The sequence below is a fragment of the Cohnella boryungensis genome (assembly GCF_042651945.1).
In the GTDB taxonomy this organism is placed as follows: Bacteria; Bacillota; Bacilli; order Paenibacillales; family Paenibacillaceae; genus Cohnella; species Cohnella boryungensis.
The window spans coordinates 77996-103033 of the sequence record NZ_JBHSED010000074.1 but is presented as its reverse complement, the minus strand read 5'-3'; the positions used below and the strand labels follow the sequence as shown (position 1 = coordinate 103033).

General features: G+C 56.7%; 22 protein-coding genes. 16 read left to right on the top strand and 6 right to left on the bottom strand.

Features of this window, described 5'->3' with window-relative positions:
- Positions 1–384: 384 nt before the first annotated feature.
- Entirely contained in the window at positions 385–1302 is a 918-nt protein-coding gene (locus ACFO1S_RS27825; RefSeq protein ID WP_378127986.1) for a DMT family transporter, read from the bottom strand.
- A 184-nt stretch (positions 1303–1486) separates the two neighbouring features.
- On the opposite strand from ACFO1S_RS27825, the gene ACFO1S_RS27820 reads away from it, so the two are divergent.
- The 3 genes from ACFO1S_RS27820 to ACFO1S_RS27810 all read left to right on the top strand — a co-directional run bounded on the left by ACFO1S_RS27820 (position 1487) and on the right by ACFO1S_RS27810 (position 4092).
- A complete protein-coding gene (locus ACFO1S_RS27820) occupies positions 1487–2431 on the top strand; it encodes a hypothetical protein (RefSeq protein ID WP_204603007.1) in 945 nt (314 codons plus the stop codon).
- Between the two features lie 156 nt (positions 2432–2587).
- Positions 2588–3844: an MFS transporter gene (locus tag ACFO1S_RS27815; RefSeq protein ID WP_204603006.1), complete on the top strand. Its 1257-nt coding sequence runs from the start codon at positions 2588–2590 to the stop codon at positions 3842–3844.
- A 38-nt stretch (positions 3845–3882) separates the two neighbouring features.
- Positions 3883–4092 carry a hypothetical protein gene (locus ACFO1S_RS27810; protein WP_204603005.1) on the top strand — a complete coding sequence of 70 codons (210 nt, stop codon included), beginning with the start codon at positions 3883–3885 and terminating at the stop codon, positions 4090–4092.
- On the opposite strand, the gene ACFO1S_RS27805 is transcribed toward ACFO1S_RS27810, so the two are convergent.
- From ACFO1S_RS27805 to ACFO1S_RS27795, 3 genes are all read right to left on the bottom strand, one after another.
- Positions 4089–5531: an aminotransferase-like domain-containing protein gene (locus tag ACFO1S_RS27805; protein WP_204603004.1), complete on the bottom strand. Its 1443-nt coding sequence runs from the start codon at positions 5529–5531 to the stop codon at positions 4089–4091. The two genes, ACFO1S_RS27810 and ACFO1S_RS27805, sit on opposite strands and share 4 nt — an antisense overlap.
- 24 nt (positions 5532–5555) lie before the next feature.
- Complete coding sequence (locus ACFO1S_RS27800) at positions 5556–6161, bottom strand: hypothetical protein (RefSeq protein ID WP_204603003.1); 606 nt, start codon at positions 6159–6161, stop codon at positions 5556–5558.
- A 179-nt stretch (positions 6162–6340) separates the two neighbouring features.
- Positions 6341–7057: a C40 family peptidase gene (locus ACFO1S_RS27795; RefSeq protein WP_204603002.1), complete on the bottom strand. Its 717-nt coding sequence runs from the start codon at positions 7055–7057 to the stop codon at positions 6341–6343.
- A gap of 269 nt (positions 7058–7326) precedes the next feature.
- Between ACFO1S_RS27795 and ACFO1S_RS27790 the strand changes: the two genes are divergently transcribed.
- The 9 genes from ACFO1S_RS27790 to ACFO1S_RS27750 all read left to right on the top strand — a co-directional run bounded on the left by ACFO1S_RS27790 (position 7327) and on the right by ACFO1S_RS27750 (position 17355).
- Positions 7327–9270, top strand: a complete 1944-nt coding sequence (locus tag ACFO1S_RS27790; protein ID WP_204603001.1) for an ATP-dependent DNA helicase — start codon at positions 7327–7329, stop codon at positions 9268–9270.
- A 93-nt stretch (positions 9271–9363) separates the two neighbouring features.
- Positions 9364–9909: an NADPH-dependent FMN reductase gene (locus ACFO1S_RS27785; protein WP_204603000.1), complete on the top strand. Its 546-nt coding sequence runs from the start codon at positions 9364–9366 to the stop codon at positions 9907–9909.
- Between the two features lie 246 nt (positions 9910–10155).
- Positions 10156–11235: a D-alanine--D-alanine ligase family protein gene (locus tag ACFO1S_RS27780; protein WP_204602999.1), complete on the top strand. Its 1080-nt coding sequence runs from the start codon at positions 10156–10158 to the stop codon at positions 11233–11235.
- Positions 11236–11242: 7 nt separating this feature from the next.
- Positions 11243–12652, top strand: a complete 1410-nt coding sequence (locus ACFO1S_RS27775; RefSeq protein WP_204602998.1) for a UDP-N-acetylmuramoyl-tripeptide--D-alanyl-D-alanine ligase — start codon at positions 11243–11245, stop codon at positions 12650–12652.
- 16 nt (positions 12653–12668) lie between these two features.
- The gene (gene alr / locus ACFO1S_RS27770) at positions 12669–13832 is read left to right on the top strand and encodes an alanine racemase (RefSeq protein WP_378127982.1); all 1164 of its coding nucleotides are present in this window, start codon (positions 12669–12671) and stop codon (positions 13830–13832) included.
- Between the two features lie 205 nt (positions 13833–14037).
- The gene (locus ACFO1S_RS27765) at positions 14038–14493 is read left to right on the top strand and encodes a MarR family winged helix-turn-helix transcriptional regulator (RefSeq protein ID WP_204602997.1); all 456 of its coding nucleotides are present in this window, start codon (positions 14038–14040) and stop codon (positions 14491–14493) included.
- A complete protein-coding gene (locus tag ACFO1S_RS27760; RefSeq protein ID WP_204602996.1) occupies positions 14486–15979 on the top strand; it encodes a DHA2 family efflux MFS transporter permease subunit in 1494 nt (497 codons plus the stop codon). The genes ACFO1S_RS27765 and ACFO1S_RS27760 overlap by 8 nt, the downstream gene beginning before the upstream one ends.
- A gap of 137 nt (positions 15980–16116) precedes the next feature.
- Positions 16117–17034 carry a glycerophosphodiester phosphodiesterase gene (locus ACFO1S_RS27755; RefSeq protein WP_204602995.1) on the top strand — a complete coding sequence of 306 codons (918 nt, stop codon included), beginning with the start codon at positions 16117–16119 and terminating at the stop codon, positions 17032–17034.
- A gap of 48 nt (positions 17035–17082) precedes the next feature.
- Positions 17083–17355 carry a YqkE family protein gene (locus ACFO1S_RS27750; protein WP_378127980.1) on the top strand — a complete coding sequence of 91 codons (273 nt, stop codon included), beginning with the start codon at positions 17083–17085 and terminating at the stop codon, positions 17353–17355.
- A 9-nt stretch (positions 17356–17364) separates the two neighbouring features.
- Here the strand turns inward: ACFO1S_RS27750 and ACFO1S_RS27745 are convergent, their stop codons facing one another.
- Positions 17365–17562 carry a uracil-DNA glycosylase gene (locus ACFO1S_RS27745; protein WP_378127978.1) on the bottom strand — a complete coding sequence of 66 codons (198 nt, stop codon included), beginning with the start codon at positions 17560–17562 and terminating at the stop codon, positions 17365–17367.
- A gap of 81 nt (positions 17563–17643) precedes the next feature.
- Between ACFO1S_RS27745 and ACFO1S_RS27740 the strand changes: the two genes are divergently transcribed.
- From ACFO1S_RS27740 to ACFO1S_RS27725, 4 genes are all read left to right on the top strand, one after another.
- Positions 17644–18624, top strand: a complete 981-nt coding sequence (locus ACFO1S_RS27740; protein WP_378127976.1) for a M15 family metallopeptidase — start codon at positions 17644–17646, stop codon at positions 18622–18624.
- Positions 18625–18691: 67 nt separating this feature from the next.
- Entirely contained in the window at positions 18692–19210 is a 519-nt protein-coding gene (locus tag ACFO1S_RS27735) for a GNAT family N-acetyltransferase (RefSeq protein ID WP_204602993.1), read from the top strand.
- A gap of 142 nt (positions 19211–19352) precedes the next feature.
- The gene (locus ACFO1S_RS27730; RefSeq protein WP_378127974.1) at positions 19353–23819 is read left to right on the top strand and encodes a DEAD/DEAH box helicase; all 4467 of its coding nucleotides are present in this window, start codon (positions 19353–19355) and stop codon (positions 23817–23819) included.
- A 93-nt stretch (positions 23820–23912) separates the two neighbouring features.
- Positions 23913–24263 (top strand): PH domain-containing protein, encoded by a 351-nt coding sequence (locus ACFO1S_RS27725; RefSeq protein ID WP_378127972.1) that lies wholly within the window; start codon positions 23913–23915, stop codon positions 24261–24263.
- A 107-nt stretch (positions 24264–24370) separates the two neighbouring features.
- Here ACFO1S_RS27725 and ACFO1S_RS27720 read toward each other — a convergent pair whose 3' ends face one another.
- The gene (locus ACFO1S_RS27720) at positions 24371–25012 is read right to left on the bottom strand and encodes a metal-dependent hydrolase (RefSeq protein ID WP_204602990.1); all 642 of its coding nucleotides are present in this window, start codon (positions 25010–25012) and stop codon (positions 24371–24373) included.
- Positions 25013–25038 lie beyond the last annotated feature (26 nt).

Sequence of the window (25038 nt, the reverse complement as noted above, 5' to 3'; positions counted from 1 at the left end):
GGGAGGCCAAACAACCCCTGCACTCCTCAGGAGAGCAGCGGTTGTTTTATACGATTAGGAAGGAAAAGCTACAGATCTCATTAATCCTCATCCGATCGCGCGATACAACAGATTAATAGGTGGTAGGATTTCCAAATATTTATTAGCGGCCAAGGAACTTAACGAAGTCATTAACGAGGCAATGGTTGTGAGCTTAAAACAAGCTCCATTTTGCAGAAAAATCAAGGGGTAGGAATTTCATCGCCGCTGAATGCGGCGGTGAGCGCCCCCATCAAGCCAAATTCCCGCCCGCCGTCGCAAAAGCAACGAAGAAAGTCCCCGTGCCGCCAACTCCTCCGCTGATTCAGGCAAGGGGTATCCAGGGTATGGATATCCTAGAGCCGTTCACGCCGCTATGGAGTCGCGTTTGGCAGAAGCCGAGGTCAGGTACTCTCCCCTCATATAAAGCAGAAGTCCCGCGATAATGAAGACTCCGCCGATTAGCTGCGGGAGCGCGACCATCTCGCGAAACAGCAGCATGCCCAGCAAAGTCGCGCCGACAGGCTCCGCCAGCACGGTGATGGAGACTGTCGTCGGCTTCACGTACTGCAGCAGCCAATTAAAGATCATATGCCCGAGCACGGTAGGGACGAGGGCGAGCAGGACGAAGATGAGCCATTCCTGCGCCGGGTAGGACGTCATCGGGTAGCCAACGGACAGATTGTAGGCGGCGAAGCAAACGAATGCGACCGCAAACACGATCAAGCTGTAGAGATAAGAAGGAACGCGGGCAAGAATGGCTTTGGCAAGAAGCACGTTAACGACTACGGCCAGCGTACCGAGAAGCGACAGCAGATCGCCTTTGAACGCTTCGGCGGATAGGCTGACGTCGCCCGAACCGACAATGAAGGCTCCGATCAGAGCCACGAATAGACCGATCAGCGGGAGCTTCCCGATCCTGTCCTTGAAGACGAAGTAAGCCCCTATCATGACAAACACGGGCTCCAATGAAAGAATAATAGTCGAGCTGGCAATCGACGTGAAGCGAAGCGATTCCATCCATAGCAGGAAATGCAGCGCCAGAAAAAAGCCGGCCAGAACGAGCAGCAGCCAATCTTTCGACGAGAGGGTGCGAATTGATCGCAGCTGGCGCGTACCGAAGGGCAGCATGACCAATACCGTAAACAGCATTCGGTACATGCCTTGTACAGAGGTTGGAGCGTCGGAATACCGCACCAGAATCGGCGCGAAGGAGATCGCGATCATTCCGACGAGAAGCGGAATAAATGTCGGCAGCGGCAAGGGTGTCTGTTTAGGTGTCACGAAGTTTGTCCTTTCGATTCAGAAGCGCAATCAAGTTATTCTACTGCCGAACCGGCAAAAGATCAATGGCGCAGACTCCCGGAAAAGTTTACACCTTGGCAACATCCCGATATTCCTAAGATACAAGACCTCGATAAACTAGGTCTATAAACGCATAAACCATTCAAGAGGAGTCGATTAACCCATGAGTAAAAAATCACGCAGCTTCAAAGCGACTATGACCACGATCGCAGCGCTTACCCTTTCCGTTCAAATGGTTTCCGGCGCAGCGGCGGCAAGCGTCTCAGCGGAAGGGATCCCCTACCGCGCGGTGACCGCCGCTGTAGCAGCCGCGCCTTCCAAGATCGTTAGCGAGTACAATGCCTTGCTGGCAAAACCGGGTCAGCTTCCGGCGGCGATGGCCTATTTGAAGGCGCACATTCAAGAAGTGAGCAAGTCCCAAGCGACGATCATGCTTCTTCATCTGGAGAATGCCGTACGGAAACAATTGCCCGAGCAGCAGAAGCGGTTCGAGAAGGCTTCGATACAGAGTGCCATCGCGAAGGTCTACTATCGCGGAGACAGCTTCGAGAAGGTCATGGCCAAGACGAAAGACGCGTCTCTGAAAGCTTTGTTGAAGCAAGCGGCTTCCAGCGGCTACAAGCTGGAAACGTCGGAGGGAATGTTCTATCCGATCATGGACTATTCAGCCTTTAAGGTTTACGTCAAGGCCGTTAATCCGGACATTCAGACCTATATTGAGCTCATGGCGACCGAATCCGCTCAAACCAACCTGAAGGATGCCGCAATTGTCATCGGCTATCAGCAGCTTGTCGGGCGCGCGATTCAGCAGGAAAGCTTCCTCCAGCGCTATGCCTATTCCAACAGGGCCGCCCAGGTTCGTCAGCTGTATCAAAGCTACGAGGCTCTGACCTTCTATGGAGCCAACAATACGCCGCTTTTCAATTACGATACGAAGGAGATGCAGCCTAACGCGATTCGCGGTTACGAGGCGATACTCCAGCGTAGTGACATCGATTCGAGTCCATATTTGCAGAAGCTGCAGAAGTTTATGAATGTCGCCAAAGAAAATGGCTACAAGCTTACCCCGGAGCTGGAGAAGTATCGCAAAGCCAATCTACCGTTATAATGGCGGCTTAAGCAAGTCCGCACAGCCTTCGTCGAACCTCGGCGAAGGTTTTTTTGTTGGGTTTCGAAATTTATAATAGACAAAAATGAAATATGTTTGTATATTAATAGACAAATTAATATTATGTTTGTTTTTAATAGAAAGGAAAAGTAGGTTATGTGGAACAATCGGTATGTCCGAACGATTATGCTGTCCAGAATCGCGCTGAACCTGGGCGTCTGGGTGAGGAACTTTGCAATCCTGCTCTACGTCACCGATGTGACAGGGAATAATTCCCGTTATGTGTCGTTGATCTCGATTGCGGAGTTCGCTCCGATCTTTGTGTTCTCCATTGTCGGAGGGGCGTTCGCCGACAGGTGGAACGCCAAGCGAACGATGGTGGCCAGCGATTGGCTTTCCTCGGCATCGATTCTTGCCGTGCTGCTTGCGCTGTCTTATGGAGATTGGCACACGTTACTATTCGCTACTTTTGTCTCCTCGATCCTGTCGCAATTTTCCCAGCCCGCGGCGATGAAATTGTTCAAGAAGCACGTGCCGGAGAAGCAGCTTCAAGGCGTGATGGCCGTTCACCAATCGATGACGGCATTCTTCCTGATCATTGGCCCGGTGGCCGGTGCTTATGTCTATTCGACTTACGGGATTGAGACTTCGTTGCTTGTCACGTCGGGCTTATGTCTCTTATCCGGGGTCATCCTCCTGAGACTTCCGAAGGAGTCTAACCGGCAGAAGGATGCGCAGGGCAAAGGGAATCTGTGGGCCGATATCCGGGAGGGATTCCGTTATGTCATTGAGCATCGCATCCTGCGCACCCTCGCAGGCACCTTCGCGGTTTCCGGACTCGCAGTCGGCTTGATCCAGCCGCTCTTGGTTTTCGTAACGCTTGAGAACCTGGGGCGCGAACGCGAGTTTCTGCAATGGCTTCTCATGGCAAACGGAACGGCTACGATGGTCGGGGGAGCGCTGATCATGACGGTCGCCAAGAAGATCAGGCCGCAAACGATGCTTGCAGCCGGCCTTCTCGTCAGTATGGTCGGGACAATCGGAATCGGCTGGTCCGAGAGTCTGCTGCTGACGTTTGGGCTGCAAATCGTCAACGGACTGTGCTACCCGCTTATCCTGATTGGAATTAATACAATGATCATGCAGAATACGCAGGCTGCCTTCATCGGAAGAACGGGAGGAGCAATGACTCCGATGTTCATGGGTATGATGGTGATTGGCATGGGCTTCGCGGGGACATTAAAGGAGAGCGTGTCGCTGCAATTCGTCTATTCAATATCCGGGATATTGTTCCTGCTTGGAGCCATGATTTTGGCTCCTCTGTTGCGAAGACCAGAGAAGCGGGCTATAGGCGGAATCCATGATCGAGTGGATGGTCCGCCGCCTGCCGGAGTGGATGGTCACAGGGGGTAGCAAAAAGGGTACAATGAGCTCAGAGGAAGGTGTCCCTTATGAGCACAAATGTAATTTTGATCTTAACCTTGATCGTAATGGCGGCGGGGGTCGTGCTAACCATGAAGGTCGGCTCTACATTAGGCGACAAGGAGAGCAACAGCGGGTATTCCGTCAATATGAAGCGGAAGCTGGGCAGACTGCTGCTGTTCTACGGCGTGACGATTGTCGCCGTCGTTGTCGTATTCGTCCTGATTATGGGTGATTAATTCAGGCTTTGCCGATAAGCCTCCGCGAAGCGCTCGATACCGGGGCCGATCCATTCGTCGTTGACCCGGCTGTAGGTGAGCCGGACATGTCGGGAAGTCGAGCCGAGCGTGCTGCCGGGCGTCACGACGACGCCGTTGTCGATCCCCCGGCGGAACAGGCCGAGCTCGTCCCAGCGTCCGTTTAATTCGCACCAGAGATGAACGCCACCCTGCGGCAGCCGATAGAGAACTTGGTCGCCAAGCTCCGATCGGAGGGCTTCGGCCGTTCGGAGGAGCTTGCTCTGCAATCCGGCTCTCAACCTGGAGAGGTGCTCGTCCATCCGCGAGGAATCAAGCAACCGCGCTGCGATCCATTGCGGAAGATTGGCATGACCGAAATCAAGCTGCTGCTTGGCGTCGGTCAGCCTTCGAATGACGGATTGCGGTCCCGCGATCCAGCCGATGCGCAGACCGGACGAGACAATCTTGGACAGCGAACTCACATACAGCACGGAGCCGTCGCGGTCGAGCGACTTTAACGTGCCAGCCGGCTCTCGCCCGAATCCGGTCAGGCTGTAGGGATCATCCTCTACGATGGCGAAGCCGTAATGCGTCGACAGCTCCAGAAGCCTTCTCCTTCGTTCCATGGACATCGTTGCCCCTGTCGGGTTATGGAAGGTCGGGTTGATGAAAACCATTTTGATCCGGTGCCGTCGATAGAGGGGAATGAGCTGCTCGGGATCGATTCCGTCGTGGTCGACGGGAAGCAGGCAGGTGCGCAACCCCGCAGAGCGGAAAATAGGCAGGGAAAACGAGTAGGAAGGATCCTCGATCGCTACCGCATCTCCCGGCTGCAGCAGACCTTGCACGATTAATTGAATCGCTTGCTGCGCTCCTGAGGTCACCAGAATAGAGGAGGCCGAGGAGGCGAAGCCTCGATGCGAGCGAAGATGCCGGGAAATGCTTTCTCGTAGTCCTTCGTTGCCTTGCATATGCTCATAGCCCAAATACTGGCTGACTTCAATGAGGCTGTGCGCATGCTGCATCAGCTCGATGGGAAACAGATCGGAACTCAATTCCCCGATCGCGAAATTAATATAGGACTTGTCCGACCCGAGAACCGCGTGAATACGCTGCGTGATCGGGTCGTTTGGGTGTAAGGAGCCGCTCTTGGCGTACTGCTCCCAATTGGGCACGCGTTTCGTATCCTGCTCGCAGACAGAGCGGGCGGAGGCGAGGGTCCCTAATCCTTTGACCCGGTGAACGAGTCCGAGCGATGCAAGATGATCGTACGCGGAGACGATCGTGCTGCGATTGACGCCCAACTGGGAGGCCAGCGCTCGCTCCGAAGGCAGGCGGCTGCCGGAAGGATATTCGCCGTTTCTCATGCGACCCTCGAAATGTTCCGCGATCTGGACATATACGGGGCTGTGCGAAGCTTTATCGGGTTTCCAGTTCATCCGGGACAACGGCCTCCTGATCAGTTACAATCCGAATAATCGGTAGATGGCGCCCGTAACGGCGGCTGCAAGGACGGCGCCGGTAATCGCTTGCCAAGCCGTGTGAGCGCCGACGCGCCATCTTGCCCAGCCGACAAGGACGATGAGGGGGGAGAGCCAACTGGCACTGGGCGTTACAAGCAGGCTGAGCGTCAGCACCGCTCCCGTAATGCCGATCAGGTGCAGGCTGATCTTCCAGCGGGCCAGATGGGTGACCAGCAGCGCCGACGCGACCGCGCAGACCATGCCGATGAAGACCGCCAGCACCTGGATGGCCGCATCGAACACGATCAGCAAAGCCAGTGCGGCGCCCATGCAGATGAGGGTATATAGAAAGGGAAGCAGGCGCTGCTCTCGCCTGCTGACATCGTAATCCGTCAAGCGTCCTTGCGCGACGCCCCGGCGGATCAACGCGAACGGAGCAGCGGAAACGCCAAGGCTGACGAGACTTCCCCATAACACGCCTTCAAGCGGATGAATAGCGAAACGCAGGGAGACGATAAAGAACAAAGGAACGACAATGATAAAAGGATGGAACAGAAAAGAAATCGCATAAGCGATCCGATAACCTTCGTTTTTCTTTATTGTCACCGAGCCGCCTCCATCTTCTTGCTTGGCCAATCGTCCTTATGAACTCAAGCTCAGTTGATTATAGCATAGGCGCGGGCGCGTAGGCATGACAAAAGCGGCGCCGGCGAATGGACAATGCGACAAAATCGCTTTGCCCATTCGAGGCGCCGCTTCAATAACTGAAGCTTATGAGGCCGCGTCTAGCGGTAGTTGCGCACTTGCTTCCAATAAGAAGGCGCAGCGAATGGAGTCTTGTAGGGTTGGGATACTTCATTATCCGAGGCATCGGTGCCCGTAAGATCATTCTGGCCCGCAGAATTGTCCTGCGAGGAATTCTCGCCGCTTTGCGCGTCGCCGGAGCCATTGTCGGCATCCTGCGGAATGACCCTGCGAGCGGTCACGTAATTCCGGTCCCAAGCGCTGCCCTCGAAATCGGAGATCGTGACGCCGATTCCGACCCGATAGGTGTGAAGGAGCTTGCCGTCTCCGATATAGAGGCTGACATGATTGATCACGCCGTCCCGGTTCGTATCGGAGAACACCAGATCGCCCGGCTGGAGATCGCTTTTCTTCACGGCCACGCCGACTTTGGACTGGTCGCGGGAAGAACGGGGGAGCTGGATTCCATTTTGTTTGAAAATGTACTGCAGGAACGAGGAGCAATCGAATGCATCCGTCCGATTGGATTCGGCGCCGTAGAGATAACGCACGCCCATGAACTTCTTGCCCGTAGCGATAATGTCGTCTGCGACCGACGCGCTGGTCGCTTTGGATACGGCTGTTGTCGACTTGGTCGCGGCGGCGAATGCCGTTGGACCTCCTGCGAAGATCGAGCCCGCAGATAATGCGATCGTCACGCTGAGCGCAGCCCCGGCCACCGCTTTGCCTATATTGGAACGAACGAAGTTGTTTTTCATGATCCTAACGCCTCCTGTAAGTTAGTTCTGTAGGTGCGGCAAGTTCTCTGCTACCCACATTAACACATCGTTTTCCCCCATCAATTGCTAGTAACAGCGGAATAGCCTGCCCCCGCTGCCGATTTCGCAAATTCTGATAATAAGATTAGACTTTTCACATCCGCAGCATCTTGACAACCCGGGCATACGCGTTCCGGGAAGATTTCTTTGCATTTTGCCGTATGATCGTGCAATAATGTCTCGACTAGATGTTGTGGAGGCTTTCCTTATTGAATCGTTATCCCTTTGAATATGAACACGCCAAGCCTTTTCTGCAGCAGGTCGGGGAATGGGCGGCGGATGTTTTCTACGAGATATTGCCCGAGGCGGGCTTCGAGGTGCGCGACGAGCAGATTTTCATGGCTTTTCAGCTTGAGCGGGCCTTTACGGACAAGCAGACGATATTCGCCGAAGCGGGTGTCGGCACGGGCAAGACGCTTGCCTATTTGCTCTATGCGGTATGTTATGCGCGTTATCATCGGAAGCCGGTGGTCGTGGCCTGCGCGGACGAGTCGTTGATCGAGCAGCTGGTCAAGCCCGAAGGGGATATTGCGAAGCTGACTCGGCATCTGGGCCTGGCGATCGACGCCAGACTTGCCAAGTCGCAGGACCGGTACTTGTGTCTTAACAAGCTTGACGCCGCAAGGACGGAGTATGAGGATACGGAGCTTTACCGGGCACTGTACGAGGAGCTTCCGGCGTTCGTAAATAAGAGCGAAGGAATGCAGGCGTTCTATGCCTACGGAGATCGCAAGCAATACGCCCATCTGAACGACCGTCAGTGGGACAGAATCAGCTGGGATCCGTTCCAGGATTGCTTTGTGTGCGAGAAACGGCATCGCTGCGGGCAGACGCTTTCCCGCGAGCATTACAGACAGTCCGCCGATCTGATCGTTTGCTCCCACGATTTCTACATGGAGCATGCCTGGACGTATGAAGGCCGAAAGCGGGAAGGACAGCTCCCGCTGCTGCCCGAGCATTGCGCGGTTATATTCGACGAAGGGCATCTATTGGAAGCGGCGGCGCAGAAGGCGCTGACGTATCGAATTAAGCATGAGCATTTTGAGCAGCTCCTTACGAGGCTGCTGAAGAACGAGATTCGCGAGACGCTGGCGGTGAAGATCGATGAGGCGATCGAGCGAAGCGAAATGCTGTTCGATTGCCTTCGGCGCTATAGCCGTTCCGTTCCCGGATCGGATCGCCTCGAGGTTGTGCTTTCCCAGGAGCTTGCGGAGGCAGTGGCGCGTTTACGACAGGTGTTGGACGGCATTGAGGAGGAGCTCGTATTCGAGAGCGAGCTGTTTAATCTCGACGGCTATCAGCTGCGTATCGTCGAAGAGCATCTGGAGATGATGCAGAAGGCGCTGGTGTTGTTCCAAAGCTCCGGCTCTTTGATCTGCTGGGCGACGGACAGTCCTGCTGGGCTGACGCTCGTCATCATGCCCAGAGCGGTGAAGGAAGTGCTGCGCGAACGGGTTTTCGGGCAGGGGATGCCGATCGTATTTTCTTCCGCCACGCTCTCCGTGAACGGCTCCTTCGAGTATATGGCCGAAGCGCTCGGCATCGACCGCTATTTGTCCTTCCGCGTGGATTCTCCTTACGAATATGGGACGCGGATGAAGGTGCTTGCTCCAGTACAGCCGGGAGACGAGACAATCGGAAAAGCGAAAGCGGCTATCCGTATGCTGGAGCGAACGGAAGGGAGGGCGCTGATGCTGTTTCCTTCGCGGGAGGAGCTGGAGGCTTTTCGGGGGGCGCTCGCGGACTTGGGAGCTGCAGAAAGCTTCGCCTTTCTGTATGAGGGAGAACGGGAGATCAGTCGTCTGATCGCCGATTTTCAGCGGGAAGAGACAAGCGTCCTGTGCGCGGTAACCCTGTGGGAGGGTCTGGATATCCCGGGGCCGTCCCTGTCGAACGTGATCGTATGGTCGCTTCCTTTTCCCCCGAACGATCCGGTCTTTGCCGCCAAGCGTAAGGATGCCGCGTTCCCATACGATGAGGTGGATCTGCCCTATATGCTGCTTCGTCTGAAGCAGGGGATCGGACGATTGATCAGGGCGCGAGAGGATCACGGCATCATTGCCCTCCTTGACGGGAAAATACACACGGATGGTCGGTTGAGAGAGCTTGTGCAAAGTCTGCTTCCCGATGGAGTCGAGCTGCAATCGGTGTAAGATCGACCGTGCAAAAGGAATTGTGTCTTGCCTCCGGCTGGTGCTAAAATAAGGAAAGAGACTGCAAAACCACCAAAAGGAGGTTGTGATCGGATGTTATCCATCGCTGTACTCATTGGAAGTCTTAGACAGGGTTCCTACAATCTGCAGCTGGCTCATACGATGAAGGAGCGTTATATCAACAAGCTGGATCTGGAAATTGCGGACATTCGATCTCTTCCGTTCTTCGATCAGGACATTGAACTGAATCCGCCGTCCGCCGTTCAGCAGTTTCTGCGCAAGGTCGGAGCGGCGGACGGCGTGCTGATCGTTACGCCCGAATACAATTGGTCCGTGCCAGGCGTGCTTAAGAACGCGATTGACTGGCTGTCCAGGGGTGACAAGGTGTTGATCGGCAAGCCGGTGATGACGGCGGGGGTATCGCCCGGAATGATGGGGACGATCCGCGCCCAGCTTCACCTCCGCGAGATTCTGGCCAGCCCCGGCATTCAAGCCAGGCTTCTTCCGCCGGCGGGCAGCGAAATCTATATCAGCTCCGCCGCGCTCAAATTCGACGAAACGACGCATCGGCTCGTCGACGAATCGACGTTGCGCTTTATCGACCGCGTCGTGGACAAATTCATCGAGCATGCGCGCTGACGCAGTGAAATAAAAGAAGAGAAGAGCTTCCGGGCCTTGCGCAGGCCGGAGGCTCTTTTTGCTATTGCGTTTATTGGTGATTCCTCGTTCGCTTCTATCCTCCGTTCGAGCCCTCCCGATATCCGCCGCAAATCGTAACATTCTTTTAGCATTCTTAAGCATTATTTAAGCTTATGTTAGAGGTATCGTCAGCTTTGTCGGGTAAGGTAGATATATATAAGCCAGCGCCAAAAGGAGGCGAAAGATATGACGAGAACCCTCTTGTACGTTCTTTACGGAGGCAAATCTCCCGAGCACGAAATTTCCTTAAAAACCGCATTTACGGTCCTGTCAGCTATTGATACGCGCAAATTCGAGGTATATCCCATCTACATTACGAGAGAGGGGATATGGTGTCCCTACGGCAAAATGATCGTGGCGCCGGAAAGCCAGGACGAGCTTATTCTGCGGCCGTCCTTCGAGCAAGCGAGCCTGTCGATCGGAGCGGTGCTGACGCGGCTGTTCGCGATGGAGGGGGAGAAGGTGGCTCTGCCTTTGCTGCATGGACCGAACGGGGAAGACGGTACGATTCAGGGATTTCTGGAATTGCTCGACATCCCCTACGTCGGGAATGGCGTTCTTTCCTCTGCGGTCGCCATGGACAAGACGGCTACGAAGGAATTGCTCGCCTCGGAAGGCTTCCGGCAGGCGGAGTTCCGCTCCTTCATTCATGCCCAATGGGCCGAGGACAGAGCAGGCGTCGTTCAATCCATCCTGCAAAGCATCGGTTTCCCCGCTTATATCAAGCCGTCATCCATGGGTTCGAGCATCGGCATACGCCGCTGCTTGAACGAAGGCGAGCTGGAAGCGGCGATCGACGAGGCCTTCCGGTACGATCGGAAGATTGTAGCCGAGAAAGAGATCGTCGGGAGAGAAATCCAGGTTGCGGTCATGGGGAACGATCAGCCGCTTGCCTCGGTGCCGGGAGAGTTCATACAGGATCAGGCTTTCTTCGACTATGAGGCGAAGTACGAAAGCGGCAAGCTGAAGATGTCGATTCCAGCCGATATTCCGGCTTCTCTTACGCAGCAGATTCGAACCGCGGCGAAGCACGTGTATCGAAAGCTAAGCTGCTCCGGATTAGCCCGGGTCGACTTCTTCGTCGATCGCGAAGCGCGCTTGTACGTGAACGAAGTGAACACGCTGCCGGGCTTCACGGCGTTCAGCATGTATCCCGTTATGTGGGAGAAGACCGACGGCACGACCTACTCCGCGCTTGTCGAGAAGCTGATCGATTATGCATTCGCCCGCGACCGGGACAAAAAATCGATACAATACGCGAGGTGACGGGACCATGATAAGAAGAACGCTGCAACGAATCAGCGAGCTGGCGGGCTCCAGTTTCCCGACCAAGGATCAAAGCCGCTTGCTGGTCGTCGGAGTTTCGATCGATACCCGCACCCTTCGCAAGGGCAATCTGTACGTTCCGATCGTCGGCGAGCGCTTTAACGGTCATCGCTTCGCCGATGCGGCGATTGCGGCAGGCGCGGCTGCCGTGCTGTGGAATCGCAATGAGCCGACTCCACCGCCGCTGGGAAAAGTACCGGTGCTGATGGTCGAGGATACGCTGGTTGCCTTGCAGAGCCTGGCAAGAGGCTACCGGGAAGAGCTGCGAACGAAGGTTATCGGCATTACCGGGAGCAACGGCAAAACCTCAACGAAGGACATGCTGGCGGGATGCCTGTACCTAAGCTGCAAAACTCACAAGACGCAAGGAAACCTGAACAATCATCTTGGCGTTCCGTTAACGCTGCTGGATATGGACGAAGACACGGACATCGCGGTCGTGGAGATGGGCATGTCGGGGCTTGGCGAGATCGAGCGGCTGTCGTGGATTGCCCAGCCGGACCTGGCGATCATTACGAGTATCGGAGAAGCGCATCTCGGCGATCTCGGCAGCATGCGCCATATCGTTCAGGCGAAGCTGGAGATTGTATCGGGACTGCGCAGAGGCGGCAAGCTCATCTATCACGGCGATCACCTGCTCCTTTCCTCTGCCGTTCAGGCGATGAGCACTAAGCCGCAGTGCCTCACCTTCGGCATTGAAGGCTATAACGATTACTTCCCCGGGATGCTGGAGCTGTGCGCACAAGGCTCGAAGTTTACGGTGAGTCGCTTCCCGGGAGTTGAATTCGAGCTGCCTTTGGCTGGACGCCATCAGATCCTGAACGCTTTAGCCGTGATTGCGGCGGTTCTGGAGATCACAGCCGAGGGAACCGAAATCGCGCGACAAGGACTGGCCCAGGCGGAGATTACCGGCATGCGCAACGAAATTGTGGTAACGGAAGACGCGATCATCCTTAACGATACCTACAAATCCAATCCGTCCAGCGCGAAGGCGGCGCTTGAGACCTTGTATTTGTGGCAGGACGCATCCCAAAGAATCGCTGTACTCGGGGATATGCACGATCTGGGGGAGCAGTCGGTTTCCCTGCATCATGAGGTAGGAGCGCAAATCGATGAGAACAGACTGGACTATCTGTTCGCCTATGGGCCGTTATCCGTTCATATGGCGGATGGGGCAGCAAGAAGAATGACCGTCAATCGCGTTTATCACTATTCGGACAAGCAGGCCATGATGGAGCATGTGCGATCGGTGCTTCGACCCGGCGCCGTCGTGCTCGTCAAATCGTCAAGGGCGATGCAGTTGGAAGAAGCGGTCGCCGTTCTACGCGAGTCCGGGGCAAGAGAGCATGCGAGATAGGAAAGGAGGGGGCGGGATGACGTTCCCATCCATTCGCCGGGACACACGAGCGGAGATTGATCTCGGCTGCATTCGAAACAATGTTCGCCAGATTCGCTCCCGCTTGCCGCAGACGACGGCGCTTATGGCCGTCGTCAAGGCCAACGGTTACGGTCATGGAGCAACGGAAACCGCCCGGGAAGCGATTCGCTCGGGAGCGGACAGTCTGGCTGTGGCGTATCTGGACGAGGGGATCGATCTTCGCAGACAGGGGATTGCCGTGCCGATACTGATTCTGACGCCAATCGAGCCCCGCCTGGCATCTCTGGCGGTCCGGCATCGGCTGGAGCTCACCGTCGGGTCCGCCGACTGGTTCGAGCGGCTTGCGGCGTGTCCAGGCTTCTCCTTCAAGCAGCCTCTCTGCGTGCATGTGAAGCTGGATACAGGCTTAGGCAGAATCGGCATTCGCGAGCGCTCGGAATGGGAGAGGCTGCTTCCGTGGCTGCGCTTGTCCAGCGTTCGCGTCGAGGGCGTGTTCACCCATTTCGCGACTGCGGGCGATCCGGATGACGGCTTTATGCGCAAGCAGGCGGAGCAATTCCGGGCGATGAAGGATTGGATCGTGAATTCGGGTATCGAGGCGGGACGTTATCACTGCTCGAACAGCGCCGCTGCGCTTCGTTATCCCGACGTGCAGACGGATATGGCCCGAATCGGGGCTGCCTTGTATGGACTCGCGCCGCGAAGCGTTGCGCCGGAGCTTCGCCTGAAGCCGGCCTTGTCGCTACGAAGCCGATTGATTCACGTCAAGAAAATCGGTCGGGGCGACCGAATCGGTTACGCAGACGGCTATGTGGCACGGGAGGAGGAATGGATCGGGACGGTTCCGATCGGATATGCCGACGGCTGGTCGCAGATGATGAATCGGACGGCATTGCTTGCTGAAGGAGAACATGTGCCCATAACCGGAAAAATCGGCATGGATCAGCTGATGGTACGACTTCCGCGAGAGATGAAGGTAGGAACGACCGTCACGTTGATTGGCCGCGACGGGGGGGCGCACATTTCCTGCGCGGAGCTGGGAGCCGATCTGGGCGTCGCTCCGCAGGAAATCTCCTCCTCCCTTACCTCCCGCGTGCAGAGAATCTACAAGTCGCAGCAAGAGGACGAGCGCCGCCGATGGCCTGTCGCCATGTGCTGAGGCTTTCATATTCGGAATCTTATGCAACCCCGCGCCTCGCGCGGGTTCTTTTCGTTGTGCGGACTTGGCGAAAGGCTTCGTCTCTAACTTATGATAAAAATGACATATGTAAACATTGACACATCGAAGGAATGGGCGTATTTTATTTCGTATACGAAATATTCTTCTGCGAAGGATAACGGTACGACGGAGAGGAGGCTATACGATGGAGGAAAACGAGCGTATTCAACGAATCTTTTCGTCCTTCCGGGAATTGAATCAGGCGTTTCACCAAACGATCCTGCAAACGACACAGCGCTTGGGCATTACGCCAGTCCAATATTTCGTGCTGAGCATTGTGGGTGAAAAGCCGGGCATCGGTCTGAACGAGCTTTCCGAGAAAATCCATTCCGTAACGAGCACGACAAGCGGAATCGTCGAACGCATGGTTCGATCCGGCTGGCTGGAGCGCGAGAGGCCGGAATCGGATCGCCGTTCGATCCGGCTCACGCTCACCTCCGAGGGAGAGCAGTTGCGAAGCAACGTCAAGGCGATGAGGGCGACGGAGTTGTCCGCGGCCCTGTTGGGCATTACACCGGAGGATGAGAAGCACCTTCTGCGCATACACAAGCAAATCGTGCGCATCATACAGAGACAGAGAGAGGAAGAGGAACATGAGTAATCCAGGTTCTACGCTGAAGAGAGGGCCGATTGTAGCGGCTCTGCTGATCGGGGCATTCGTCGCGATCCTTGCCCAAACCCTGTTGAACGTCGCGCTCCCGAAGATGATGATCGATCTCGGAATCAGCGCCAATACGATTCAATGGCTGTCTACGGGCTATTTGCTGGTTAACGGCGTGCTGATTCCCGTCAGCGCTTATCTGATCGATCGGTTTACGACGAGACAGCTGTTCGGAACGTCGGTCGGACTGTTTACGCTGGGGACGATCATTTGCGCGGTTGCTCCGAACTTCGAGGTGCTGCTGATCGGGCGGTTGATCCAGGCGGCGGGCGCAGGCATTCTCATGCCGCTCATGTCGTTCATCTTCTTGACCATCTTCCCGATTGAAGAACGCGGCAAAGCGATGGGCATGATGGGGCTTGCGATGATTTTCGCGCCGGCTGTCGGTCCGACATTGTCAGGGTGGATCGTCGAGCACTACGACTGGAGACTGCTGTTTTACATCGTTTTGCCGATTTCGCTGTTTGCTTTAATTTTCGGCTTGATCTCGATGAAGAACGTTACCCGGATTTCGAAGCCCAAGCTGGATTCGCTCGGCATTATTTTTTCCACGCTCGGGTTCGGAGGACTGCTGTACGGCTTCAGCGACGCCGGACACGACGGATGGGGCAGCGCTCGGGTCATCGTCAGTCTGGTCGTTGGCGCGACGGCCTTGCTGTTGTTCTTCTGGAGAGAATGGACGATTGAGAAGCCGATTCTGGAATTCCGGGTATTCAGGTACGGCATGTACTCGCTTACGACGGTCATCAATATGATTATTACGATGTCGATGTATTCCGGCATGATTCTCTTACCGATTTACCTGCAGAACATTCGGGACTTCTCGCCGCTGGAAGCCGGGCTGCTCCTGCTCCCGGGCGCGATCCTGATGGGCATTATGTCGCCGATTACCGGCATTATTTTCGACAAGGTCGGCGCCCGTTGGCTTTCGGTGGCTGGCTTGGTCATCACGGTAATCACCACCTACGAATTCAGCAAGCTTACGATCGATACGACTTACACGCATATGATTCTTATGTATACGATGCGCATGTTCGGGATGTCCATGCTGATGATGCCGATTCAGACCGCGGGCATGAACCAGCTGCCGCAGCGCCTGAATGCGCACGGCTCCGCGATGTCCCAGACGCTTCGCAATGTCGCGGGAGCCCTTGGCACCGCATTTCTGGTTACGGTGATGACGAATACCGCAGCCAGCCGGGTGAAGGAGCTGGTGATCGCGGGCAGCATAGCCAAGACCGATGAGGCGGGAATGCTGGAGGCGACGCAGCAGGGCACAATCTTCGGCATCAACCACGCCTTTGTCATCGCGACGTGGATGACGGTTGCGGCGCTGGCGTTGGCGTTCTTCATCAAGAAGGTAAAGCCGCAGTCCGAGGTAATCTCTTCCGCGCAGCTTCGCAAGCAGGCGGACTCTCCGAGCTGATCGGAACCGTATTTTCATTCTCTCGAACCCCTCGTCTGCCGAAGAGGGGTTCGTTTTGGCTTTCGGCGAGGCGGTGAAAATGTTAGTATTTGAATAAGCCGCAGACGAGTGCGCACCCAGACCGCCGGGAGGGCTATATGTTCAAGAAGCTGCTACAGCCGTTACGCATTACCCGATTGTATTTCTACGCCCTGCATCTGATGCTGCTGCTGGCTTTGACGAGCGTCATAGTGCTGCTCTCAGGTCACCGGTTCGATTTTCCCAGCTTGTTTTTTCCGAAGGAAGGCATCGTCACGGTTGCGCACCGGGGGGCTTCGGGATATGCGCCGGAGTGCACATTGGCCTCCTACAGGCTGGGGGTCAGAATGAAGGCGGACTATATCGAGATCGACCTGCAGGAGACGAAGGACGGACAACTGGTCGCGATGCATGACAAGACGGTGAACCGGACGACGAACGGTACGGGACGCGTGAAGAACATGACGCTGGCGGAGCTCCAATCGCTGGATGCGGGGAGCTGGTTCAACGACAAGTATCCCATCTACGCGCGGGAGGAATATGCGAGCGAGCGGGTGCCGACGCTGCGCGAGATTTTCGAAGCCTTCGGCAAAAATACCCGATACATGCTGGAGACGAAAGACCCGGAAGAGTACCCGGGCATGGAGGAAAAGCTGTGGGCGCTGGTGGAGGAGTTCGACCTGAAGGCGCATGTTGCGGTACAATCGTTCAGCAAGGAGAGTCTGGTCAAGATTCGGAGCTGGGACAAGGACGTTCCGCTGTTCCAATTGCTCTGGTACAACAGGACGGCGCGTATTTCCCAAGCCATGCTGACGGAGATCGGCGGCTATGCGAACGGCATCGGCGTGAATTACCTGCGGATCGACGAAAGCTATGTGCATAAAGTCAAGGCATCCGGCTTGCTGATCTATCCGTATACGGTCAACTATCAAGTGAACATGGAGAATACGGTCAACTGGGGCGTGGACGGCGTGCATACCGATTTCCCGGATCGGTTTCGGGAAGTGATCGCGGAGCTGGATAACGGCGAAGTCTGATCGCATGCCGCTATCGTCCAAGAGGATAGGAGAAAGGAGGGAGAAGTCGTGGCGAATGCAGGACGCAAGAAAATGAGAGATTCCAAGGGAGCTTCGCCGGAGCAGACGGATAAGCCCGTTACGTTAAAGGACAGATTGGGCGCCGACACCCTTGCCAAGCTTAAGCTGCAAGCGGAGTCGCTTAAGCAGGAGGAAGTCAGGGCTGCGGAGGCGAAGCGCAAGGAGGCCGAAGCCGCGAGGGAAGAGGTGCGGAAACGGCAAGAGCAAGATTTCGGATACCTTCTGAACAATTCTTCTCAGGATTGGAAGAAGTTTAAGTAAAGCGCGGCTTCAAGGCCGAGCGGAGCCTCCTGAAGGCGTCTTCGGCTCGAACATCATGCAAGGCTGACCCGAGGAGGAGCGCACGGTAAGGCTCGGCAAGGTGTGGGACTTGAACCCGAAGGCTTTGCAGCCTTTCGGGAACCGAGGGTCCCAAGTGACGTAGAAATGCTTGCACTTCATGCAATCGATACGTTGGGCGGCGGGCATCGGGACATCTCCTTCGGTCAGAATAAGCGAGGCGACAGAACCTTGAGCGCGCGGGCGGATCGCCCTGCATGCTATTGGAGGTTGACATCACCCGTTGCTGGCTTCAATTATATCGCATGTTACCGGATGGAGGAATGGATGGGTATGAACCGGACGTTCATGCGCAGACTTGGCGCAAGCGCGCCGCTGACGCTGTTGCTGTTGGGCTCCTTCTTGCTTCTGACGGCATGCGGCGGAGAGACTCGAGTCGCGACAACCGAAAGTCCGGCCGTCTTGAGGCCGGACAAGAACGAGCCGCCTGAAGCTCAGGTCGGCGCCGAAGCAACTCCGGCAGCCGTTCCGTCTTCGTCTCCCTCTCCGACTCTGACGGCCGCTTATGAGCCTGAGGAGACGGATAGCAACGCAAATAAGGAGCAGCTGGAATCGGAGCCGCCCTTACAGAAGCAGAGGAAGCTCCCGCAAGGTTTCGTCTACGCGGACGAGGTTATCCCTTCGGCACGGCTGGAGATACGCTATTATACCGATTACAATTTCGTAGGAACGAGAATATCGGGCTACGAGGCGCCTGTGGCGATTCTGACTGCGGAGGCCGCTGCCGCGCTTAAGGCGGTCAGCGACGAGCTGGAGAGCAAGGGCTATGCGCTGCTGATCTACGATGCTTACCGTCCGCAGAAAGCGGTCGATCACTTCATCCGCTGGTCCAAGGACCCGGAGGATACGAAGACGAAGCAGATCTTCTATCCCGAGGTGGACAAGACGAAGGTATTCAAACTGGGCTTCGTAGCCTCGAAATCCGGCCACTCCCGCGGGAGCACGGTCGATCTCTCGCTCGTGGACAAATGGACGGGCATCCCGACGGATATGGGGAGTCCCTATGATTTTTTCGGCGAAATATCGGCTCACGGGACTAAGCTGATTACGGCCGAGCAGACCGCGAATCGGAATCTGCTTAAGGCCGCTATGGTTAAACACGGGTTTAAGCCTTATAATAAAGAATGGTGGCATTACACGCTGAAGGATGAGCCTTACCCCAAGAAGTATTTCGACTTCGACGTTGAATAGAGAATGGTTTGTCTTTCTGCAACGCGGGTACTATAAATTCATCTTTTACGATTAAGGAGGCGTCGTTATGTCTATCTTTACGAGTGTTGAACGGGCGAGTGCCGAGAATACGACGGAAGTGATGAGCTTGCTCGTGAATACGGCGGAATGGCTGCTCATGAAGGGCTCCACGCAATGGAACGGGCTGCTTAAGGGCGAGGACTCCAGCAATACCCCAGAGGCGATCAGCCGCGGAGAAGTGTACCTGTTCAAGAAGGACTACCGCGTTGCGGGCATGGTCATCTTGATGCAGGAGCCAAGCGCCTGGGATCGGGATCTGTGGGGCGAGGTATCGGGAGATCATTCCGCGATCTATTTACATCGTTTAGCGATCGATCGCAAATTCGCCGGGCAAGATGTCGGCAAGCATATTATGAGATGGGTGGACGGCGCCGTGCCGGAGCAATTGGGCAAGCACGTTGTGCGGCTGGATTGTCTGGCCAGCATATCGGTGCTTAACGACTTCTATCGCGATCTCGGGTACAGGAACGTCGGAGAGCAGGCGAATTCCTCCGGCATGTTCAGCAAATTTCAGAAGAGCGTATAAGTAATCCGCTTCAACGGCAACTTGACCGAACCAACGGTCGGGTTGTTTTTTATATCCGACCTGGATTGCCGGCGAAGCTGCCGGTTAAGCCGCGTCGGAATCCATGCCGAGACAAGCTGCAATAGACAGGAGGCTGTACGAGTTGACGGATAGTAGCGAAGCGATCCCGTTTCACCCGGTACTCCGCGCATGGTTTGCGGAAGCCTTCGGAGAACCGACCGATGTCCAGAGAGAAGCATGGCGCTCGATCATCGTCGGACAGCATACGCTGATCGCGGCGCCGACGGGCTCCGGCAAAACGTTGGCCGCCTTGCTTCCTTGTCTGGACAAGCGGGTTCGGGAGAAACCGTTATCGGGCAAAGAGCGGCGGGGCGTTCGAATTCTGTATCTTACGCCTCTTAAAGCGCTTAATAACGATATACATCACCATGCTCTCGGCTTCGTAGAGCAACTGGAGGCGCAAGCGGCGGCTAGCGGCGCGGATTGGCCGGGCCTTCATTGCGAGGTTCGCACGGGGGATACCAGCGCAAGCAAAAGGGCGGCCATTCTGCGTCGACCGCCAGACCTGCTTATTACAACGCCGGAATCTCTCTATTTGATGCTGACCTCGCAGAAAGGCAGAGACATTCTGACGACGGTCGAGCAGGTCATCATCGACGAGATTCACGATATAGCCGGGGACAAGCGGGGAGCGCATCTCTCCCTGTCGCTGGAGAGGCTTGCCCGCAGAGGCGAACGTCCGCTGCAGCGTATCGGGGTGTCGGCAACACAGAATCCGCTGGAGAGAGTGGCCGCTTATTTGGGAGGCTGGGAGGAGGCGCGGCGGGACAGCGAACCGGAAGAAGCGCTTCCGCCGACCGGCCGCGCGCTGGCTCCCCGTCCCGTGACTATCGTGGAAAGCGCAATGAGCAAAAGAATGAATCTGCTCATTACGATGCCCGATCAGTCCAGACCCGCCGCGACGCGAGAAGCCGTGTGGCTGCCCCTGCTGGACCGGCTCATGAAGGCGATGGAGGGCTGCCGTTCCGTGCTGTTGTTCGTGAACAGCAGGCGGCTGTGCGAAAGGCTATGCTTGCGCTTGAACGATCATGTCGGGTACGAGATGGCCCGTTCCCATCATGGCAGCATATCGCGGGAACGCCGTCTGGAAGTGGAACAGATGCTCAAGGAGGGCAGCTTGCGCTGTCTCGTGGCGACCTCTTCCCTGGAGCTGGGCATTGACGTCGGACATATCGATCTGGTGATTCAGATAGATTCTCCCCAGGAAGCCGCCAGGGGCATACAACGAATCGGCCGCGCAGGTCATGCGGTTGACGAAGCCAGCAGGGGGATACTGCTTGCCCGTCAGAAGGCGTTATTGCCGGAGCTTGCCGTGCTGGGAAGACAGATCGCTCTCCGCGAGATCGAAGAAATCCGCATACCCCGCGCTCCTCTGGACGTGCTCTCCCAGCAAATCGTGGCCATGACCGCGATGGAGGAGTGGGGGGTCGACGAGCTGCACCGCCTCATTAACCGCAGCTACAGCTATCACGGATATGAGAGAGAACGACTGGAAAGCGTCCTTCAGGTGTTGTCCGGCTTCTATCCTTTCGCCAGGCCGCTGCTCGATTGGGATCGCGTCGGCAATCGGCTGTCCGCAAGGACCGGAACCGCCATGGCGGCGATTACCGGTGTCGGAACCATTCCGCAGAGCGGCAATTATCCGGTTCATCATCTGGATAGCCGCGCGCATCTGGGCGAGCTGGACGAAGAATTTGTCGAGGAGAGCCGTGTCGGCGACGTCTTCCAGCTCGGAACAAGCTCATGGATGATCCGCGACATTCGCCACGACAGAGTGTACGTATCGGAAGCCGGCAATCGCTTCAGCGAAATTCCGTTCTGGCGAAACGAAGCCGGGAGCCGCCCTTACGAGCTTGGAGAGAAGATCGGGGCCTTCCTGCGAGAGCTGTCGGAGCGTCTCGAGCTGGGCGAGGGGGAAGGGGAGGAGAGCGACGAGCGCCAAGTCAAGGAGAGCGATGAACGCGCTTGCCAATGGCTTGGCGAGCGTTATCCGCTGGACCGCTCCTCCTCGGAGGAGTTGATCGGGCTCGTTCGGGCGCAGCACCGCGCTTGCGGCCTGCCGACCGATCGGCAGATCGTCATCGAGCATTATCGCGACGTGATGAACCAGACGCATGTTATCGTGCACAATCTGGCGGGCCGTACCGTGAACCGGGCTTGGCTGCTCGCGATCGAGCGGCAGTTCGAGCAGCTGCTGCCGTATCGGCTTTACGGAAACGCCAAGGACAACGGGATAGAATTCGTACTGCCCGTGGGAGACGCTTCCTGGCTGCAGGTCATTCGCCAGGTAACGCCGGGCAATACGGAGGCGCTTCTGGTCGAGGCGATTACGGGTTCGCCGCTGCTCGGCATGGCATTCCGCCGGATCGCCGAGAACGGGCTGCTGCTGTCCCGCAGCTATACGCGCACTCCGCTGTGGCAGAAGCGGCTGCGAAGCGAAGAGCTGCTGCGCGGAGCGATGCCCTATGCCGAGCGCTTTCCCTATTTGCACGAGGCGATGTCGGAGTGCCTGCATCATTATCTGCGAATCGATGAGCTGAAGCAGCTGCTTACTGGGCTGGTGTCGGGCGAGGTGGCTGTCGTCGTTAAGGAGACCGCTTATCCTTCTCCGTTCGCGGCCCAGTTTATCGCCGATTACGCGAACATGAAGCTCTACGAGGGAGAAGGGCTGGACGAGACGACGAGATTGCAGCTGCTGAACGTCAGCAAGGAATTGGCGGAGCAGCTGTTCGATCGGTCGGATAGCGGCGAAGCGATCAGCCGGGAGGTAGTGGAGGAGGAGACGCGCAGGCTGAACGAGCCGGAGCAGAAGCCGAGAAATTCGGATGAATTGGGCGCGCTTCTGAAGAGGAGAGGCGATATGACGGCCAAGGAGCTGACGCGGCTGGCGGGCGAATCCGCGCTGGTTTGGCTGGAGCAGCTGCGCAAGCAAGGCAAGGCGATGACCGTCGATCTGACCGGAGACGGGGAGTTTCGCTGGATTGTCTCCGATGAATCGGAGGTTTACGGCGAGTTTCCGCGAACGGCATCCTCGCTTTTGTTCATCCTGGGCCGATTCGCTGAGCATGTGCTCTCGTTCACGGAAGCGCAGCTGTGCGAGCGTTACCCCGACTTGACGCTGAGTCAGGCGAAGCGGGCTGTCGTGCAATTGCTCGACAACGGTTTAATCGTGCGGGCTCCGCACGCCGCGAACGATGAAGAAAGAATCTGGACAAGCGAGAAGCTGGCTTCTAAGCTCGTCAGGCTATCGATTCGCCAAGCCCGCAGCAAGGCGGAGCCGGTCGATCCGGCAAGGTGGTGCGGACAGGCCGCTTTGCTCCAGCATGCGTGGAAAGGAATGCAGCAGCAAGGAAGCGAAGGCTTGTTCGCCGTGCTTAAACGGCTGCAAGGCCTGTTTCTTCCGCTGTCGCACTGGGAGACGATCGTGCTTCCGTCTCGCGTAATCGCGTATCGCAAGGAGTACCTGGATCAGCTATGCGCATCCGGGGAGGTGCTCTGGATCGGACGCAAGGAGGCGGAGGACAAAGAGGGCAAGGTCGCCTTTTTCCTTACGGATGCCAAGCCGCTGTATGCAGCGGTGCTGGAGCAAGCCAATGCCAAGCCGACCAAGCATCCGGAGCTGCTGCGCCGGATTCGGGCGGGAGGCGCGAGCTTCCTCACGCGGCTTAGCCGGGAGGAAGGGAAGCCGCCGTCGGAGCTGCTGGGCGAGCTGTTGGAGCTGGCCTGGGAAGGCAGAGTGTCCAACGACCAATTCGCGCCCTTGCGCTTAAAGATCGGAAGCAAATCCGCCCCATGGGAGAAGACCGGCTCGGGTCAGGGACGGTGGTATGCCACCAGCTCTCTTGCGCAGGAAGCGGAGGGGGCGGCAGCAAGTTCGGGCAGCCTTGAGCGGCAGTCGGCTTCGGGCGCCGAATCTCCCGTGCTGGCGTGGACGCATCAGCTTCTGAACGCCTATGGCCTAATCAACAAGGATCTGGTGGCCAAGACCGCTCCATATTCATGGGATCAATTCTATCCGGCGCTGAAGAAGCTGGAGGAATGGGGCGTTCTGGCGAGGGGGACGTTCGTCAAGGGAGACCCTCATCTGCAATTTACGACCCGCGAGCTCAGCGAGGCGGTCAGACAGCCGCTTCCGCAGGTCGGCGAGCCCCAGACGACGATCTTATCCTCGGCAGACCCGGCTAATCCGTTCGGCATTCTGATCGATTGGCCGAAGAGCGCGCGAGGGGCGAGCTATTCCCGCAAGGCCGGTAATTTTCTCGCGCTGCGGGGGGAGCGCTGGCTGTATTGGATCGAGAACAACGGTAAGCGAATTTACCCCGTCAGGGAGGACGGCTCAAGCGCTGCGGAGGGGGAGGATTCGGCGCCGCAAGGCGAGGCGGTCGAACTGCTGCAAACCTGTCACGCGATTATTCGCAGCCGCAAGCTGGTGAAGGTCAAGCTGGAGATGTGGAACGGCCAGCCGATCTTGGACACGACTATCGGGCGGGAGCTGGTAAGTCTGGGCGCCGAACGGGATATGCGCGCATTGGTCGTATGGTCGAGATAAACGGAAGGAAAGCAATGGAAGAAAGGGAAGCCAAGATAGTCTGCTTCGTGTACAATGAAGGAAGCAAACATCCGATTCCGGGGAGAGGTCGACATGTCGAACGAAAACGTGCTTTGGGAGGGGAAACCCTTCAACTATGGCATTCCCAGCTTTACGCGCTACCAGATTACCGAACGCAGAATCATTGTGGAGAAGGGGATCTTCACGAAGCGGCGCGAGGAAATTCAATTGTACCGCGTTCGGGATATTACCCTGAAGCGCAATTTGCTAGAAAGAATGCTGAAATTCGGGGATATCACCGTGTTCTCTACGGATACGACTTCGCCGTCTTATACGCTGCGTAATATTCGCGACAGCATCAGAGTGACCGATCTGCTTGGACAGGCGGCGGAGACCGCCCGGCTGAAATACCGTGCGCACGAGCTGACTGAAATTCAAGTGTAGCCGGAGGGCGGGAGCAAAGAAGGGACTGCTCGGCGTGGTCAAAACCCGCCTCTGCAGTCCCTTCTTTGTGGTTAAGGCACTAATGAGCCCCTCAACAGCTCGTTCTCTCAATGAAGCTTAATTGATTTCTTGTACAGCGGATACAGCCATTTCACGCCGCTCGGCGTCATCGTGTCGGCCAGCAAATGCGAAGCATAGCCGGCAACCGCGACAGCGGCTATCCCTTCTATGCCCAGCTGCCGCTCCAACTCTCGCCCGATTGCGCCCCACAGCGCCAAAGCCCAGACGGTGTGCGTCATTCCCCGATGCTTCAGCCAAGGCGCGCCGATGATGAACAGGGCAAGGCCGATCATCCAGGTCTGGCCGGACGCCAAGCCGTAATACAGGAGCACGCAGCCGACGAGACTGACCAGCCCGTTGCGGATGAAGCCCTGCTTGGCGACGAGGCCGAGGAGGAACGCGGCGATCGCGCAGGAGGCATAGCCGGTGTAGAAACGATCGAACATCAAGTAAAGGCAGGCCAATCCGACCATAAGGACAATCCCCGAGCCTAGCACGACATTTCTCAATACTTTCGATAGCTTCGTAATTTTGCCGCTCAGCAGGCTCGGGCCGTCAAGGTCCGCGCTTAGAGCCGAGAACCCGGCCACGGACAGATACCATGCCGCATGGTTCAGGCTGAACGGATAATAGGCGCATGCGACAGCGCCGATCGCGCAGCCGATGGCCAGATGGGTCGTTCCTTTCATTTGTTTCCTCCGCCGATTCTGGTTGT